The sequence below is a fragment of the Serratia sp. MYb239 genome (assembly GCF_002966855.1).
GTDB lineage: Bacteria > Pseudomonadota > Gammaproteobacteria > Enterobacterales > Enterobacteriaceae > Serratia_B > Serratia_B rhizosphaerae.
Window position 1 is genome coordinate 3,045,225 of sequence record NZ_CP023268.1, and the last position, 16,302, is coordinate 3,061,526.

The 16,302-nt window shown below is 53.0% G+C and carries 20 protein-coding genes and 2 pseudogenes; 13 read left to right on the forward strand and 9 right to left on the reverse strand.

Going from position 1 to position 16,302, the window contains the following annotated elements; all coding sequences use genetic code 11:
- Window positions 1–100: 100 nt before the first annotated feature.
- On the reverse strand, window positions 101–967 hold the full coding sequence (locus tag CLM71_RS14680) for a LysR substrate-binding domain-containing protein (RefSeq protein ID WP_105231677.1): 867 nt from the start codon (window positions 965–967) through the stop codon (window positions 101–103).
- Window positions 968–1,071: 104 nt separating this feature from the next.
- Between CLM71_RS14680 and CLM71_RS14685 the strand changes: the two genes are divergently transcribed.
- Complete coding sequence (locus CLM71_RS14685; RefSeq protein ID WP_105231678.1) at window positions 1,072–2,487, forward strand: pyridoxal-dependent decarboxylase; 1,416 nt, start codon at window positions 1,072–1,074, stop codon at window positions 2,485–2,487.
- Here CLM71_RS14685 and CLM71_RS14690 read toward each other — a convergent pair.
- Window positions 2,474–3,211: a GNAT family N-acetyltransferase gene (locus CLM71_RS14690; RefSeq protein ID WP_105231679.1), complete on the reverse strand. Its 738-nt coding sequence runs from the start codon at window positions 3,209–3,211 to the stop codon at window positions 2,474–2,476. The genes CLM71_RS14685 and CLM71_RS14690 overlap by 14 nt on opposite strands.
- 722 nt (window positions 3,212–3,933) lie before the next feature.
- On the opposite strand from CLM71_RS14690, the gene rcsA reads away from it, so the two are divergent.
- Complete coding sequence (gene rcsA, locus CLM71_RS14695; RefSeq protein ID WP_105231680.1) at window positions 3,934–4,566, forward strand: transcriptional regulator RcsA; 633 nt, start codon at window positions 3,934–3,936, stop codon at window positions 4,564–4,566.
- Window positions 4,567–4,802: 236 nt separating this feature from the next.
- On the opposite strand, the gene dsrB is transcribed toward rcsA, so the two are convergent.
- Entirely contained in the window at window positions 4,803–5,003 is a 201-nt protein-coding gene (gene dsrB / locus CLM71_RS14700; protein ID WP_105231681.1) for a protein DsrB, read from the reverse strand.
- Window positions 5,004–5,581: 578 nt separating this feature from the next.
- Here dsrB and CLM71_RS14710 point away from each other — a divergent pair.
- Complete coding sequence (locus tag CLM71_RS14710; RefSeq protein WP_004966524.1) at window positions 5,582–6,622, forward strand: IS630 family transposase; 1,041 nt, start codon at window positions 5,582–5,584, stop codon at window positions 6,620–6,622.
- Here CLM71_RS14710 and CLM71_RS14715 read toward each other — a convergent pair.
- The gene (locus tag CLM71_RS14715) at window positions 6,619–7,515 is read right to left on the reverse strand and encodes a tyrosine-type recombinase/integrase (protein ID WP_105231682.1); all 897 of its coding nucleotides are present in this window, start codon (window positions 7,513–7,515) and stop codon (window positions 6,619–6,621) included. The two genes, CLM71_RS14710 and CLM71_RS14715, sit on opposite strands and share 4 nt — an antisense overlap.
- A 90-nt stretch (window positions 7,516–7,605) precedes the next feature.
- Window positions 7,606–7,908 (reverse strand): helix-turn-helix transcriptional regulator, encoded by a 303-nt coding sequence (locus CLM71_RS14720; protein WP_325964492.1) that lies wholly within the window; start codon window positions 7,906–7,908, stop codon window positions 7,606–7,608.
- A 95-nt stretch (window positions 7,909–8,003) separates the two neighbouring features.
- Here CLM71_RS14720 and CLM71_RS14725 point away from each other — a divergent pair, with 95 nt between their 5' ends.
- The 9 genes from CLM71_RS14725 (at window position 8,004) to CLM71_RS14760 (ending at window position 14,030) form a co-directional block, all read left to right on the forward strand.
- Window positions 8,004–8,357 (forward strand): hypothetical protein, encoded by a 354-nt coding sequence (locus CLM71_RS14725; RefSeq protein ID WP_105231684.1) that lies wholly within the window; start codon window positions 8,004–8,006, stop codon window positions 8,355–8,357.
- Entirely contained in the window at window positions 8,354–8,614 is a 261-nt protein-coding gene (locus tag CLM71_RS14730; protein ID WP_105231685.1) for a hypothetical protein, read from the forward strand. The genes CLM71_RS14725 and CLM71_RS14730 overlap by 4 nt, the downstream gene beginning before the upstream one ends.
- Window positions 8,605–8,820, forward strand: coding sequence for a phage filamentation protein Fil family protein (locus CLM71_RS14735; RefSeq protein WP_105231686.1), 216 nt, complete (start codon window positions 8,605–8,607; stop codon window positions 8,818–8,820). Before CLM71_RS14730 ends, CLM71_RS14735 begins: the two co-directional genes overlap by 10 nt.
- Before the next feature lie 76 nt (window positions 8,821–8,896).
- Window positions 8,897–9,205, forward strand: coding sequence for a hypothetical protein (locus CLM71_RS14740; protein WP_105231687.1), 309 nt, complete (start codon window positions 8,897–8,899; stop codon window positions 9,203–9,205).
- A gap of 88 nt (window positions 9,206–9,293) precedes the next feature.
- Window positions 9,294–9,425 (forward strand): hypothetical protein, encoded by a 132-nt coding sequence (locus CLM71_RS24370; RefSeq protein ID WP_255414252.1) that lies wholly within the window; start codon window positions 9,294–9,296, stop codon window positions 9,423–9,425.
- 14 nt (window positions 9,426–9,439) lie between these two features.
- A complete protein-coding gene (locus CLM71_RS24460; RefSeq protein WP_105231688.1) occupies window positions 9,440–10,558 on the forward strand; it encodes a 3'-5' exonuclease in 1,119 nt (372 codons plus the stop codon).
- Window positions 10,555–11,364, forward strand: a complete 810-nt coding sequence (locus CLM71_RS14750; protein ID WP_105231689.1) for a Dam family site-specific DNA-(adenine-N6)-methyltransferase — start codon at window positions 10,555–10,557, stop codon at window positions 11,362–11,364. The genes CLM71_RS24460 and CLM71_RS14750 overlap by 4 nt, the downstream gene beginning before the upstream one ends.
- Entirely contained in the window at window positions 11,361–11,648 is a 288-nt protein-coding gene (locus CLM71_RS14755; RefSeq protein WP_105231690.1) for a DNA-binding protein, read from the forward strand. The genes CLM71_RS14750 and CLM71_RS14755 overlap by 4 nt, the downstream gene beginning before the upstream one ends.
- 15 nt (window positions 11,649–11,663) lie before the next feature.
- Window positions 11,664–14,030: a replication endonuclease gene (locus tag CLM71_RS14760; protein WP_325964495.1), complete on the forward strand. Its 2,367-nt coding sequence runs from the start codon at window positions 11,664–11,666 to the stop codon at window positions 14,028–14,030.
- A 215-nt stretch (window positions 14,031–14,245) separates the two neighbouring features.
- Here CLM71_RS14760 and CLM71_RS14770 read toward each other — a convergent pair.
- Window positions 14,246–14,350: pseudogene (locus CLM71_RS14770) on the reverse strand (IS1 family transposase); the annotation flags it as partial.
- Between the two features lie 67 nt (window positions 14,351–14,417).
- Here CLM71_RS14770 and CLM71_RS14775 point away from each other — a divergent pair.
- Window positions 14,418–15,592, forward strand: a protein-coding gene (locus tag CLM71_RS14775; protein ID WP_105231692.1) for an IS3 family transposase whose coding sequence is annotated in 2 segments (ribosomal slippage) — window positions 14,418–14,676 and window positions 14,676–15,592 — 1,176 coding nt in all. Because the reading frame shifts where the segments join, the coding sequence is not laid out codon by codon here.
- Window positions 15,593–15,609: 17 nt separating this feature from the next.
- On the opposite strand, the gene CLM71_RS24000 is transcribed toward CLM71_RS14775, so the two are convergent.
- The 3 genes and pseudogenes from CLM71_RS24000 to CLM71_RS14785 all read right to left on the reverse strand — a co-directional run bounded on the left by CLM71_RS24000 (window position 15,610) and on the right by CLM71_RS14785 (window position 16,286).
- Window positions 15,610–15,768: a hypothetical protein gene (locus CLM71_RS24000; protein ID WP_158684820.1), complete on the reverse strand. Its 159-nt coding sequence runs from the start codon at window positions 15,766–15,768 to the stop codon at window positions 15,610–15,612.
- 41 nt (window positions 15,769–15,809) lie between these two features.
- A pseudogene (locus CLM71_RS24295) lies at window positions 15,810–15,983 on the reverse strand (S24 family peptidase); the annotation flags it as partial.
- Window positions 15,984–16,016: 33 nt separating this feature from the next.
- Entirely contained in the window at window positions 16,017–16,286 is a 270-nt protein-coding gene (locus CLM71_RS14785) for an ogr/Delta-like zinc finger family protein (protein ID WP_105231693.1), read from the reverse strand.
- Between the last annotated feature and the right edge of the window lie 16 nt (window positions 16,287–16,302).

Here is a 16,302-nt window from a genome sequence, read left to right on the forward strand (position 1 = left end):
TAATAATGCGGAATTATTAAGTAAAGCAGGTTTTATTAAACGAAGCGTCAACCTGACGGCGAAATAATTACCGGCGCCGATAATCTGCCGGAAACGGCCGTCACAGCTGTTGCTGCAGCCACGCCAGCAGCCGTTGCACGGCAGGGTTATCATTGGCCTGCGGCCAGACCAGGTAGTAATCGACGCCTTCCGGCCGCCAGGCATCGGCCAACGCAACCAGCCTGCCGGCGGCAAGCATATCCCTGGCCAGCAGGGTCTTCACCAATGCAATACCAAACCCCTGCTCTGCGGCGCGTAGCAGCAGCCCCGCATCATTGAACAGCGCCAGCGTTTGCCCGCACGCCTCCCTTCCCCTTGCCTGAAACCATGTACGCCACGGCGTCACATCATGCTCCAGTAACGGCAGTTCTTCGCCACCTTGCAACAGCGCCGCTTGCCAGCGCTGCGCCAGGTCAGGAGCCGCAACCGGAATAACGTCACCATCAGCAATCCGCTGCGCCTGCACGCCGCGCCATTCGCCAGCGCCGATGCGAACCGCCGCGTCAAATCCTTGGTGGGCCAAATCCTGCACCGTCAGGGAGGCGTCAATATCCAACACGATATCCGGATGCGCCGCCTGAAACGCGGGCAGACGCGGCAGCAGCCAATAATGGGCAAATGACGGCAATACGCTGATGCGCAACCCCTGACCGGCAGCAACGGCGCGCGCCCGCAAGACCCCTTGCTCTAGCGCTTGCATCGCCGGCTCTGCGGCCGCCAACAGCTCGCGACCGGCACCGTTTAGGCGTACGCCGCGACCGCGACGTTCAAATAACCGGTATCCCAGCGCCTGTTCCAGCTGCCGAATCTGCTGACTGACGGCCCCATGCGTCAGATGAACCTGTAGCGCCGCAGCGCGCAAATTTTCCAACCGCGCGGCGATAATAAAGGTCGGCAAACACTGCAGAGGCAAGCGGTCAAATTTCACTGGTTAGCCTTTCTATCCAAAAGCGTCATTCTTTCTCGATTTTCACCGGCTGACAACCTGTTTACTCTACGCTTAACACTCTCCACTCTGACCCGGAGCCGATAATGCACCCAACGCTGCAACAAGATTTAACCCGCTTTCCACTGATCCTTGATCACACCCGCCGGCTGGCCGAAACCTTTCTGGCCGGCCTGAATGAACGCCCCGTCTGCCCGCCGGCGGCAGCGCAGCAACTCAAGCCCGGCGACGATCGCTTATCTGCAGAGGGCGTAGGCGCCCAGGCTGCGCTGGAGCACTTTTGGCAACATTATGCCGACGGCCTTTCCGCCAGCGCCGGACCACGTTACTTTGGTTTTGTCACCGGCGGCGCCACGCCCGCCGCGCTGGCCGGCGACTGGCTGGTTAGCGTTTTCGACCAAAACAGCCTGCTCAGCCATGACACGGTAGCCGCCGCCATCGAGCTGGCAGCGATTGAACAGCTAAAAAGTTTACTCGGCCTGCCGAAGACATTCAGCGGCAGCCTGGTCAGCGGCGCAACGATGGCCAATTTTTGCGGACTGGCGATTGGCCGCCAATGGCTGGGCGCCCAGCGCGGCATCAACGTGGCGCAGCAGGGCGTGGCGGCGCTGGGCGCGGTGCAGGTGTTGGCCGCCAACCCCCACTCCAGCAGTGAGAAAGCGCTCGGCATGCTGGGCATCGGCCGTGATGCTCTGGTGCCTATCGCCCCCCTGCCGGATTCGGAAGCCATCGACCCCGATGCGCTGGCGCGCCATCTGGCCGCACACCCGGCCACGCCGACCATCGTACTGGCCAGCGCCGGTACGGTGAATACCACGGCGTTCGACAATATTTCCCGTCTGCTGGCGCTGCGCGAACGCTACGGGTTCTGGTTGCATGTCGATGCGGCATTCGGCGGCGTCGCCGCCTGCTCCCCCGCCTACGCCCCATTACTGGAAGGCTGGCAACAGGCGGATTCCATCACCGTCGATGCCCATAAATGGCTGAACGTGCCCTATGACAGCGCCATCCAGTTTACCCGTCATTTGGCGTTGCAGATGCAGGTGTTCCAGAACGTGTCGGCTTATATGGAAGCGCCGGCCCTGCGCCCGGATCATTACCTGCACCTGACGCCCGAAAACTCAAGGCGCTTTCGCGCGCTGCCGCTGTGGATGGCGCTGAAAGCCTATGGCCGCGATGGTATACGCGATATGGTTGAACGCAATATCTTGCTGGCTAAACAGTTGGGCGATGGCCTGACGGCCAGTGGGGGATTCTGTCTGCTGGCGCCGGTCAACCTTAACGTGGTGTGTTTCGCACTGACGGGAATCAGCGGCGACGCAGAAGCGGAGCGCGATAACTTTTTGGCGCGGCTCGATCGGCACGGCATTATACGCTGTACCGCCACCCACTATCAGGGCCAGCCGGCGATCCGCGCCGCGCTGGTTAACTGGATGACCGAAGAAAGCGATATCGCACTGGCGCTGGATTCGTTGCGGGCATGCCGGTTTACAGCGAACTGACTACGGCAGAATGGTCTGCATGCCACGTGGCAAACGCCTGCAGCCGCTGCCTTTGCCGGCCATCATCGTCAATGTTGCCGGCAGAGAGCCAGGCGTTAAAGGCAGCACGACGCTGCGGCCACTCATGGTCCAGCATTGACAGCCAGTCGGTATCCCGGTTGCGCCCCTTAACCACCACGGCCTGGCGGAAGGTGCCTTCCAAGCTAAAGCCAAAGCGTAGTGCCGCCGCACGCGACGGCGCATTAAGCTGGTCGCATTTCCACTCGCAGCGGCGATAGCCCAGATCGTCAAAGACGTGACGCAGCATCAGAAAAATCGCTTCGCTGCCGCTCGCCTGGCGCTGCATCCGCGGCGACCAGTTGATCATGCCCAGTTCAACCACGCCATTGGCCCGGTCAATACGCATAAAAGCGCAGGTGCCAAGCGCTCTGCCGCTGCGCTGATCGATCACCGTCATGGTTTTTCGATCGCCGGCCTGAGCCTGGCTTTGCAGATAACGGGTAAATTCATTCGGCGTTTGCGGACGTTCATAGGGAAGGTAAGTCCAGTCGCGCCCATCTTCAGCCAGTTGATAGGCTTGAAACAGCGCTGCGGCATCGCGCTGGATATCCAGCGGCTCCAGCCGGCAAAAACGCCCGGACAGCGTCTGTGCTCCCGGTTCTCCGGCTGGCTGCCACGCGGGTAACGCATCGCCGACACATTGACCAAACAGGTTATTCCCCATCGTCGTTGACCTCTCCCAGTAAATTGGTTAGCTCAAGCAAACTAAGCGGAACGCCCATAGGACGCAAGCGCTACGCAGAAAATTTCGCCGGCAATAGTTCAGAAAAACCAATAGGTAGGTATTCCCTCGTCACTTTTCCATTAACGAATCATCAACAAAGCGCTAATTCTTTGTTCCATATCGCATTGCGGAACGAAAAATACACCGAAAATATTAAAAAAATGTGACAAGCAAAGAAGCGCAATGATACAAAATGAAAAGATTACCATTCTCAACAATACGATGAGCCATGCTAACATAGTGAATTATAGGAATTTTCCCCTACAAACAACGATCGGGAAGGCAAAATGCGCATAAAAAATGGACGATTATCAGTCAAAAAAACAACACATGAATTTTTTTTAAGAATTTTCCTAGCAATCTGAAATTTAAAATCGTGACATGATAAACAGACTCAATGAACAGGCGAGCGGTGCTTAAGATGCCTTAGGCTGTAGAGCAAGTGTGGTGCTCTGGAGGCATTGGTGAAGCTTTGTGCTGACTTAAGCCAAACTTATGAATTCATCTGTTTGATAAGGTTAGTCAGAAAATATCATTGAGCCGTTTCGCTTTTGTTGGTAGAACATTCTTAATTAGTGATATTTTGATTTTTTTGCCTTTTTGGCTTTCAGGCTTTTTCTCATTATTACCGCGGTAAAACGGATTTAAGTGGGGGTGCAACTATGCCAACGATCATCATGGACTCATGCAGCTATACGCGATTGGGTCTAACGGATTACCTGACATCGAACGGTGTGAAAAAACGGCAAATAAACGCCGCGACCGACATTGATAATCTGCACGAAAAGTGCACACGTTTGAAACCCAGTCTGGTATTTATTAACGAAGACTGTTTCATCCATGAGAGCAACGCAACGGAACGCATTAAACGGGTGATCTCACTACATCCGGATACGCTGTTCTTCATCTTTATGGCCATCACCAATGTGCATTTTGACGATTACTTATATGTTCGTAAAAATGTCATCATCTCGTCAAAATCCATCAAACCGGAGACGATGAACCAGCTGTTGAGCCACTACCTGGAACGCAAGCCGGCAACCCGCTCTGAAAAAACCGCTCTCGATCAAACGCCGGTCACGCTAAGCCAAACCGAATCGAATATGTTGCGTATGTGGATGTCTGGGCAAGGTACAATCCAGATCTCCGACCAGATGCAAATTAAAGCAAAAACGGTCTCTTCTCATAAAGGGAATATCAAGCGCAAGATTAAAACGCATAATAAACAGATCATCTATCACGTGGTGCGTTTAACCGATACGCTGACCAGCGGAATATTTGTTAATAGCCGCTAATGGCGAGAATATCACCGCAACAATCGGCGATAAGCAGGTTTAAATAACCATCAGATTACGTATAGCAACGTATTTCGCCACTAAATATGAAACGCCTGACTGCGACATTTTTTGCCGCAGCGGGTTATTCATTTTTATCGCCGCCTGTGCTGACATACAGATACGCAAGTTATCATTACGCAGAGTGAAAATAACCGACAAAACTACTTTCCGGCCAGCACAACTGGTCAGCGCAGCTAATATTTTTCCGGATTGCGCGGCTCAACGAAGGTGCCGTCACGGCTGTCGATTTCATTGAAGAACCACACGCCAGCCGGGTAATCCTCCAGCGCCACCAGATACATCGTCCCCTCATTAAAAACTTCCACCGCCAGAATGGTTCCCTCGCGCCGTGGGCCGCCGTCGGTCTTCACCGTTACCGCATCGTTGACTTTCATCGTTACCTCTCCCCGTTCGTTGCTCTCAGTGTATAACACCGTGCGCCAATGCCTGGCATCCCGCCGCTATTTTAGCTGTCGCTGCGTCTTTTCGCATTCTTAACACTCTGCCGGCAGAATCTTACATCGCCGGCAGGTAGTCTGTATCACGGTATCTCCCCCCAGAGAGGTGCCTGCAAATGAAGAAGTAACAAGGAACTTTTGCCCGCCGGCACCGGCGGGCTTTTTTTATCTTCAGGCGCTGTAAGGCGTTGAAAGCATAAAAACAACACATAAAAATCAATGAGTTATAATAACAAGCATTTTAAAGAAATTAATCTAAGTTAATCCAAGCTCAACAAAAGAAACCTAATGATGGCAAAATGTGGTCACTCATTTGGTGCCGTATACTCAAGAGGATTGAACCTGACGGCATCGAGCAGATAGTCCGGCGCGAAATGCGCATAGGTCATAGTTTGTTCAATGGTCGCGTGCCCTAAATAGCTGCGCGGAATAGTAGATCACTTTGAGGGAACTCAGTCCGGATTGTGCGATCTGATCAATCGCTGAATATCCCAAATCACTAACCGGACTGAGCGATGCCGATCATAGCACCTATTCCCCGTGACGAACGACGCCTGATGCAGAAAGCAATCCATAAAACGCACGATAAAAATTATGCCCGCAGGCTGACTGCCATGCTGATGCTACATCGGGGTGACCGCGTCATCGACGTTGCCAGAACGCTCTGCTGTGCCCGTTCCTCCGTCGGACGCTGGATTAACTGGTTCACGCAGTCAGGTGTTGAAGGCCTCAAATCACTCCCCGCAGGGCGTTCCCGTCGCTGGCCTTTTGAGCATATCTGCACGTTATTACGTGAGTTGATAAAACACACTCCCGGTGATTTTGGCTATCAGCGTTCACGCTGGAGTACCGAATTGCTGGCAATAAAAATCAATGAGATAACCGGATGTCAGTTACATGCCGGGACCCTTCGCCGCTGGCTGCCATCGGCCGGGATGGTATGGCGCAGGGCCGCGCCAACTCTGCGTATCCGTGACCCGCATAAGGATGAAAAGATGGCGGCAATCCACAAAGCACTGGACGAATGCAGCGCAGAGCATCCGGTATTTTATGAAGATGAGGTGGATATCCATCTTAATCCCAAAATCGGTGCGGACTGGCAGCTACGCGGGCAGCAAAAACGCGTGGTGACGCCGGGACAGAACGAAAAATACTATCTGGCCGGAGCACTGCACTGCGGCACGGGCAAAGTCAGCTACGTGGGCGGCAACAGCAAAAGTTCGGCGCTGTTCATCAGCCTGCTGAAGCGGCTTAAAGCGACGTACCGGCGGGCGAAAACCATCACGCTGATCGTGGACAACTACATTATCCACAAAAGCCGGGAAACCCAGCGCTGGCTGAAGGAGAACCCGAAGTTCAGGGTGATTTATCAGCCGGTTTACTCGCCGTGGGTGAATCACGTTGAGCGGTTATGGCAGGCGTTGCACAACACGATAACGCGCAACCATCAATGCCGTTCAATGTGGCAACTGCTGAAAAAGGTACGGCATTTTATGGAAACCGCCAGCCCATTCCCCGGAGGAAAACATGGCCTGGCAAAAGTGGAGCGGTATTAGGCGCAGCTATTTAGAATCTTCTGCAGGGCCAAGATATTCCCGCCGTTCATCATAAAATGAGAACCGAACGTATGCCGAAATACATGTGTGGCCTGCCCATAAGGTAAGTCCGGGAACATCTTTTTTAATTGGTTTCGTACCCGCTCATAGTGCAACTGAGGGAAAACACGACGTTCCGTTATTGCCCCTTTGATCTCACGGTAGAGGCTGCTGGATATTGGGACGGTTCTATCCTTGCCATTCTTTGTATCGATATAGGTCACGCGATTTTTTACAACATGCTCAGCCTGTAAACTTATGACCTCGCCAAATCGCGCACCAGTAGCAAGCGCAAGCCGAATCCCTAACAGATCATCAGGATGTGCCTGCTGTAAAAACAAAGCGATCTGATGTGTCGTTAAAAACGCCATTTCAGAGTTCTTCGTTTTTGCTCGCTTCAGACCTTTCATCGGGTTGTCGCCATGACACTTACCCAGTTCGGTCAGCTTCGTAAAAACTCCACTAACACGAATCTGGGCATTGTTGATCGTCCTGGGGCTAATGCCTTCCGTCAGGCGTGCAGCCCGATAATCTGCAAACAGTTCATGAGTTATCTGATCGGCCCGTGGGTGTTTCATATAGCGGTCAAATGCATGCAAAGCCAAATACGTGCAGCGCCCTGCTTTTAAGGTCTGCCCATAATGCAGCCACCAAAGTTCTATCAGCTCAGAAAAAGGCCGTCGGTCTTTTGGCTTATCAAGCCACCCCTTATTATGCTGGGTAGCTATGACCCAGCGTTCGTACTGCTGGGCCTCTGCCTTGGTCTCAAATTTTTTACGTATGCGCTTCCCATCACGCCCCTGAGGACGGACATCAACAAGATACTGCCCAGAGTCAAGTTTGCTGATACCCATCTTTTATCGACCGCTCTTAACCCAATCACCAAAAGTATTTTTCATGAGCAATGCCCCCTTTGCCCCAACTTAAGTAAATTTTATAGACAGTTAACCAACCTTCTGGCCGTTTTGGTTGTTGGATATGCCGTCTTGCCCATTAGGGGAGAGAGCCGGACAGATCTGTCCCACCTCCGGCATTGCTTTTCCTGTCATTAACCACATCGTGTACTTCTCAAAACGAGGATGTTTGATAATTTTGTCTAAAACGATCAACCCTACTTCGCGCTGCCCCGTCTCATAATTTCTAATAGCGCCAAGACTTACCCCTGTAAGTTCAGCTAATTCCGGCTGGGTTAACTTCTCTGCGTTTCGCATTTGCTTCAGTTTTTCACCGTACCCGCTTGACATCATCCTCTCCTGAAGATTATCCTCACCACCAACATCCTCAATTGAGGATTATTTAGTGGTATTGAAATGAATTTAAGTTGATCCAGCGAGGATAACGCATGTCAGCTACAGCACAAAGAAAGGCAAGCGAAGTTAATCGACGCAAATTGCACGGTGTTAGCGCCCGTGTGGCTAAGGCGACCACCGTCACTGAAAGAATCGCGCAGGAAATGGCGCTCGAATACATCACAAAGAACGGCATCAAGCCACGCATGACGCTGAAAGAATTCGCTGATTTCTTCAATATGCCCCTGGGCCAGGTTCAGAGCGATGCTCGCAGAAACTATTTGCCTCTTATGCCACGCATCGATCCAAACCGTCGCGAACTCATGCAGGTAAACATGGTTGCGTATTACGCAATGAGCCTCGCCGCGAGTAATGGCTGTCTGGAAAAAGCGGCGGCATTCCAATGAACGCCCCGTTCTACGCCGCGGCCAACCGCGTGATCCGCATGTACGAGATGCGCCAGCAACACGCCAGCCCTGCGCATTCACCGTCTGAAATCGAGTGGGCCGCCGATCGTCTTCTTGATCTGGCGCTGGCCGCTGGTTACGCAGCAAGTAACGAGGCCATCAAACTGCGCGACCGCGCTGTAATTTGGAAACGATGCGGCACACAGCCGGAATTTTTTCCCGAAGTAATCGAAGAGGTATCACCAACATGGAAATGACTCACTGCCCATCACTGGCCGCAATGCTGACCAACGGCCAGCAGATCACCCACCGCCGCCACCAACGCGGCTGGATTGAAACCCCGGACGGCCGCCACTTTCAGCCACGGGCTACCGATGTGCAGTTTATCCCTGGCATGCGCAAACCGTTTATGTCCCGCCCTCGCCCGCGTTGGTTCGCGCGCTTGATGGGAATTTTTGCTTAGCCGGGGAAGCCCGGCCCTATCTGTAAACGCATCCATGTAGGTGTGTTTTCAAATGGGCAACCACCAAGGTGACGCAATGACAATGACAACTCAGCAACGAGAATCCGTTGGGAAATTCCTTGTTAACGCCAAGCAGCTGCTTGCCCAGGCCAAGCGCGTGAATGCTACGGCCGTTTTCTATGACCGACTGACGCGCAGTGAGAAAAAAGCCGTTTGCACCCTCGGTAATACCGAAAGCCGTGCAACGTTGACCGCAAGGCACATCGATATGTCATTTGAGGAAATGAGCCGCAGCGAACGCCGGGCGGTGTTTCGCGGTATAGAAGCCCTCAAGCGTCTGAGCGGGCAAATACCGATACACGTCAATATCGGTGACTGCGACTAATTAGCCTGATTCTTATTTAACCCAGCAGAGTGATCACAGGTGCATTTATATGCGCCGGGGTTTGCTCATGCCCAAAAAAGGTAACGCCATGCTAACGACATTTGCCGTCTACGCCTCAATTGCCACCGGGGCTATCTGGATCGCTCTGCTGGCCTGGCTGGCTTTTCGCCTCACCAAAGCCAGCAAAGAATTGCCACCTGAACAACACAACTACGACTAACGGAGAACATCACAATGACCCCACAACAAAGCGCAAAGCATTGGTTAGATAAAAACTTCCTGATCCTGGACACCGAAACCACCGGCCTGGGTGACGATGCCGAGATCGTGGAAATCAGCATCATCGACTGCGCGGGCAACGTCCTGGTTGATACGCTGGTGAAGCCATCCAAACCAATCCCCGTAGAAGCCACAAAAATTCATGGCATCACTAATGAGATGGTGGCTTCTGCACACTCATGGCCTTTTGTTTTTGTTCATCAGGTTGCCCATATCATTGCTGGCCGCGAGATCGTTATTTACAACGCGGACTATGACATCCGTCTGATTAAGCAGTCTTGCGAAATTACCAACATGATTGGGGCGATCAATATCCCGTCACATTGCGCGATGTTGGCCTATGCCGAGTTTTACGGCCAGAAAGGAAACCGCGGCGGGTACAAATGGCAGAAGCTGACCAACGCCGCCGCACAGCAGGGCGTTATCATTGAAGGAACACCACACCGCGCACTTTCCGACTGCCTGACAACACTGGGCGTCATCAAAACAATGGCCGGCAAAAGTTACCCTGAACCCGTCACCCGCATCATGGACGAATTAGACCATGCTGCAGAGGCGGCCGCCTGGGAGCCGCGTGTCTATAACGCCGTTGTTCGCGCTAAACAAATCATCCAATGCCAGCAGAAATCCAACAATAATTTTAAAGTCAAGTTCCGTCATACCGACCAGCATATTCATGAACTGGAAACGGAAAACGCGACGCAGCGCCGTCGCATCGAGCATCTTGAGCAATATAAAGCCGGCGTCATTTCCATTGTTAACGCCTGTAACGAGGCACACCCAAGCCCCGTGCCATTTTCTGAAGATGATTTCCTGCGCATTGTCGATTTAATCAAGATTGACGATATCCCGTTCGGTGCCGAAAACGCAGATCAGGACATCATTGCAGCACAAGAACGCCTGTTGGGGGAGCAAGCGACACTGTTGCAGCAGGCCAAAGAGAAAGAGCAGAAATTAGAGAAGTGCCTCGGACTAGCGCTCGCTTTCATGAAAGGGGCGGCCGCCGATGTGTCGTTCGTTGACTGGCTGGAGAAAACAGCCGACAACCTGACCACAAAGGAGCGGAATAAATGATCCGCTCACCACTTAAATGGGCCGGCGGCAAAGCCGGCATCATCAACACGCTACGTAAACACCTGCCCGCCGGCAAACGCCTGGTTGAACCGTTCACCGGTTCGGCCACGGTGTTTATGAACACCGACTATCAAAACTATCTGCTCGGCGACATCAACGGCGATCTGATTAACATGTTCAACACGATAAAGCGCAACCCCGGCCGCTTTATCAGCTATGCCGCGGCGCTGTTTCGTGATGAAAATAACCCGGTTTCCTATTACCAGCTGCGGGAAGCCTTCAACAAAAGCAGTAACCCATTCTATCGCGCAGTGTTGTTTTTATACCTGAACCGCCACGGTTATAACGGCATGTGTCGGTATAACAGCGCCGGCGGCTTCAACGTGCCATACGGCAAGTACAAAGCGCCCTATCTTCCCCAGGCTGAGATCCGGGCGTTCGCAGAACGCGCAGACAAAGCGCTGTTTTTATGCCTCGACTTTGACGAGTGCCTAGAAATGGCAAACGCCGGCGACGTCATTTATTGCGATCCGCCCTACGTGCCGACGTCTAAAACCGCCGACTTCACCAACTACCACACCGCGGGCTTTTCCCTGGACGACCAGCGCCGGCTTGCTGACGCACTACGCCGCGCCGCCCGCAGGGGTTGCCACGTTGTCGCATCCAACAGCCTGACCGACGAAACACTGGATATGTACAGCGATTTCAAAATCACCCAGATCACCGCGCCGCGCGCCATCAGCTGCAAAGCAACCGGCCGCCAGCCTGCGCGGGAAATCATCGCAACCATGAGGGCGTCAGCATGAAACGATGGAGCAGCGCAGAAGATAAGACCTTAAAAGACCATGCCAGCACCATGACAGCAAAACAGATCGGCCATTTGCTCGGCAGAACGGCAGGGGCCATCAGTCATCGTGCGGCCATTATTGGGGTTGAAATGAGGAAGCGCGGCGACGCATACCACGGCCGAAAGTATCCAGAGGCAGATATTGAGATGGCTCGCCAGCTACACAGCTCTGGGATGAATTTGAAACTGGTTGCGGAAAAAATGGAGATCCCATTCGCCTCACTGAAAAACTATTTTTACTAATAACGGCAACGGTACATGACACAAAACACCCGAGGCCGTATGGCTCCTACCCCGCCGCCGCCCTACACGGGCAGCGGCGTTGTTGCGACTGAATACGCATATTCCTGGAACGCCAAGCGCGACGCCGTGCTGACTGCTCGCGGCGATACGCCGGCATCCTTCCAGTTGTTCAACGTCACCGACCATACTGGTGAGAATGCCCGCGTCCAGCTGTTTGACATTGCCGGCCAGTTCACCGTCGCCGACCCAGCAGCCAAGCGCCTGCGCCGTCGCCTGGCATCCCTGCCACAGTACATCCGCCGATATTACGCCGCGCGCCTGGACAAGATAGAAAGCAGCAAGGGCAGAACAGCCGGCAATAAGTGGCTGCTGAATACATTTGAGCGCCACGTCCTACCCCGTATCGATGCAGTCAACGAGCAATACCAGGTTGACCAGGTGCCGCCGGCGCTGCTCCCATTCCGCGACGATTTTTTCCGCATCCCTTATTACGGCAAAAAAGACCTCAAACGGCTGGCCTCCCGCCTCGCCGATCTGATGTCGGCCGAATACATGAGCCTGTTCAAGAACCAGAACGAAACCCACGGCGATATTGAACACGCGATTATCTATGCCTACGGGCGGATCGGTTACCTGGTTTCGCACCTGAATATGTCAGCGCCGGGCTGGGCTTATTATTGCGCCTGCAGCTTAACCGCAGAGGACGCCTTGCGCGCCTTCGCCCGCCTCGAATCACCGGCATGGTGGTTGCGCCGCTTGCGCCGCCTCCATGACCAGTGGCGCGAACACCTGATGATTGCCGCTGGCTACGTCAGCGATAAGGCGACGCCATACTGCAGCGATCCATGCCTGAAAGAATGGCACGCGCAGAAGAAAGCAAATCGCGAGTTCATCAAAGCAATGGAACTCGAAGACCAGGAAACCGGGGAACGCATTTCCCTGGTCGATAAAGTTGACGGAAGCGTCGCTAACCCGGCCGTGCGCCGGTGCGAGTTGATGAACCGCATGCGAGGGTTCGAAGACCTGGCGAAAGTCGAGGGCTTGGCCGGCGAGTTTTACACGCTGACCGCCCCATCAAAGTACCACGCGATGCGGGCCAAGACCGGCCACCGCAACAACAAATACCAAGGGGCCAGCCCGCGGGAAACGCAGCGCTATCTCTGCAAAGTCTGGTCAAAAGTTCGCGCCAGCTGGAAGCGTGCCGGCATTCGCGTGTTCGGGTTCCGCGTTACCGAGCCGCATCATGACGAAACACCCCATTGGCATCTGCTGCTATTTCTCAAGCCAGAACGCGTCGAGCAGGCTCGCGACATATTCAGACGCTATGCGCTGCAGGTCGATGGCGACGAGCCGGGCGCGGAGGAGTACCGCTTCACGGTAAAAGCGATCGATGAGAAGTTCGGCAGCGCAACGGGCTACATCGCGAAATACATCAGCAAGAATATTGACGGCTACGCGCTTGACGACGAACTGGACACTGACACGGGCCAGCCGTTAAAGGACATCGCCAAGCGCGTAAACGCCTGGGCTTCTCGCTGGCGCATACGCCAGTTTCAGCAGATCGGTGGCGCGCCGGTAACGGTTTATCGCGAACTGCGCCGGCTGCGCGACCGTGACCTGTCCTTCCTCTACCCTGAAATCTCGCCAGCGCATAACGCCGCAGATGAAGGGGACTGGGCCGGATATACCAGCGCCCAGGGTGGCCCGCTGGTCGAGCGCCGAAACATCCGCGTGCGCATCCGATACGACATCACAGAGAACGGCAACGACTACGGCGACGACATCAGCAAAATCGTCGGCGTCTACTCGCCCTTTGCCGGCGAAGAGGCCGCCATTTTCACCCGCATGAACACCTACAAGATTGTGCCCATTGTCGCCGATCCGGGGTTGGCCGTTGACCTTCAGGCGGCCCCGCCGCCCCTCGGAGTTCTGTCAATAACTGTACGCGAAGCACCGCAGGCAGCAGACAGACAGGGCAGTAATTCCGTTAGCGCACCTGGAGATATAGACAAAAACAGCTGTGCCAGCTGGCCGAAAATAGATGACTTTGAGCGCATGACGCGCAAAGAGCGGCGGGCGCTGAATGAAAGGTTAATAGCGGAGGCGAAAAAATCACGACGCCGGCACGCAGCTGCGCCACAAGAACCGAATATGCAGACAGAGCGGGAAGTAAAAATCGCCGACTTTGCTTATTCGATTGGATTGCAACTAAGTGATATAGAGATTCGAAAGCTGTCAGAAGGTAAGGAGCTGATGCTTGCAGGTAAGAGGTGGCATGTGGCAGCCGATGGAGCACTAAGAGAACTGCCAGCCAGCTATGCCGAAAAATGTAGCACTATCATGGGGCGTGTATTTGCTTTAAAAAAGGATAGCCATATATAATGGCAACCAATAGTCACATTAGGGTTAGGTTATGAATGAAGAATTGAGTGGAATTATTAATGCAGCAAAGGAGAGAATAACAGGGCCTCTCTCTTATATAACAATCTCATTCATTATATATAATTGGTCATGGTTCTACTTCTTGATATATAGTGATAAACCTGCAGAGGTTAAAATATCATCCATCACAAATCTTTTTCCGGTGGTGCATCCAATTAGTAGAACATGTATTTTTCAATGAACGCCCCAATGACTTTTTCATGCAACTCAATCGAGCGTGAGAAGCAGATTGTTTTTCGGGTCAGACGCTTGATTGTAGTGGCACACTGAATTTGGCCACCTGAATAGAGGTGATATCATCACCTCACAGTTAAAACAGGTGACATTATGACCGGACGTAACAGACGCAATTTTAGCCCCGAGTTTCGCCTCGAAGCTGCCCAGCTTGTACTCGATCAGCATTACACCGTTGCCGCCGCTGCTACGGCAATGAACGTCGGCAAATCCACAATGGACAAATGGGTTCGACAACTGAAAGAAGAGCGAGCGGGAAAATCACCCACTGCTTCACCCATGACACCTGAGCAGATTGAAATACGTGAGCTAAAGAAAAGACTTCAACGCATTGAAATTGAAAGGGATATATTAAAAAAGGCTACCGCACTCTTGATGTCAGACTCCCTGAACAATTCTCATTAGTTGAAAAACTCAGGGCGCGGTTTCCTGTTGCCGTTGTGTGCAACGTGTTTGGGGTTCATCGCAGCAGTTATAAATACTGGCGGCAGCCCAGGAAGCCTGACGCCACGAGAGTGGCATTACTGAGCCTTGTGCGTGAAGTTTATCGCGAAAGTAACGGCTCAGCAGGAGCGCGAAGCATTGCCGCGATGGTCACCACCAAAGGTGTAAAACTTAGCCGCTGGCGGGCAACAAAGCTGATGAAAGAGCTTCATCTCATCAGCTGTCAGCAGCCTGGTCATAGGTATAAGAAGGCGTCTAAGGAACACGTTGAGATCCCCAATTATCTGGAACGCCAGTTTGCTGTAACCGAGCCTAATCAGGTCTGGTGCGGTGATGTGACTTATATCTGGACGGGTAAACGCTGGGCTTATTTGGCCGTAGTGCTTGATCTGTTTTCCCGTAAACCGGTTGGCTGGGCTATGTCATTTTTCCCGGATTCTGCACTGACAGCTAAAGCGCTGTCCATGGCCTGGGAAGCGCGAGGAAAGCCGGCTAATTTACTGTATCACTCGGATCAAGGCAGCCACTATACCAGCAGGAATTTCAGACAGTTACTGTGGAGATATCAGATAAAACAAAGCCTGAGTCGCCGGGGAAATTGCTGGGATAACAGCCCAATGGAACGGTTCTTCAGAAGCCTGAAAACAGAGTGGGTACCGGATAATGGCTACACGAATTTTAGCCAAGCCAGCACGGCAATAACGAATTACATCACAGGATATTACAGCCAGCTCAGACCCCATCAATATAATGGTGGTTTGACGCCGAATGAATCAGAAAGATTGTTCTGGAAAAACTCTAAAGCCGTGGCCAGTTTTTGTTGACCACTACACTCCGCCCGCTAACCTAAAGCCAATCCAAGCACTGCGTTCACGAAGCCCGCCACAAGCATGGCAAGCCCCGGAATCAGAAAGTTCTTCTCGCGCCTCTTTCGCGCCAGATAGAACATTAGTGCCGCAACACAAAACATTGGGATTGCCACATACATGTAAACTGACATGCCATCTCCTTAGCTAAAAGTCTCTTCCGGCCACTGGGCAATCAGAGCTTGTTGTACTTCAGCGACTCATGGATCAGCGCTTTACCCATAACGTAGAACTGATCTTGCGTTGTGTCAATTACGTACCATTTTTCATACGTTGGGTTGTCAGACAGCACCGCTAGCTTCTCGCCCTGCATCTGCAATCGCTTAACGTGGAAGGTTTTTCCGTACACCTAATTAGAAGACAAAAAAGCCATTCATCATATTTATCCTGGTTGCCCCTGCAACAAATCGAGGGCTATCTGTTTATCTTCCGGCCGCAATAAGCTCAGCAGCGATTTGACCAAACCACGGCCACCGCGGGCGCTGGGGCTAAGGGTGTGCGAGAACGTCATATTCATCACGAAAGTGTGGCCGCACTCGACGTCACTGCATTGGCAGTACAGATCGGCAAACTGCGGTGTTTTGCGGTTGGTTTTGCTGACCGTTGCCGGCGCGCCGCACTCAGTACAGATAACTTTCAGATTACGTGACATCACTACTTCCCCCAGA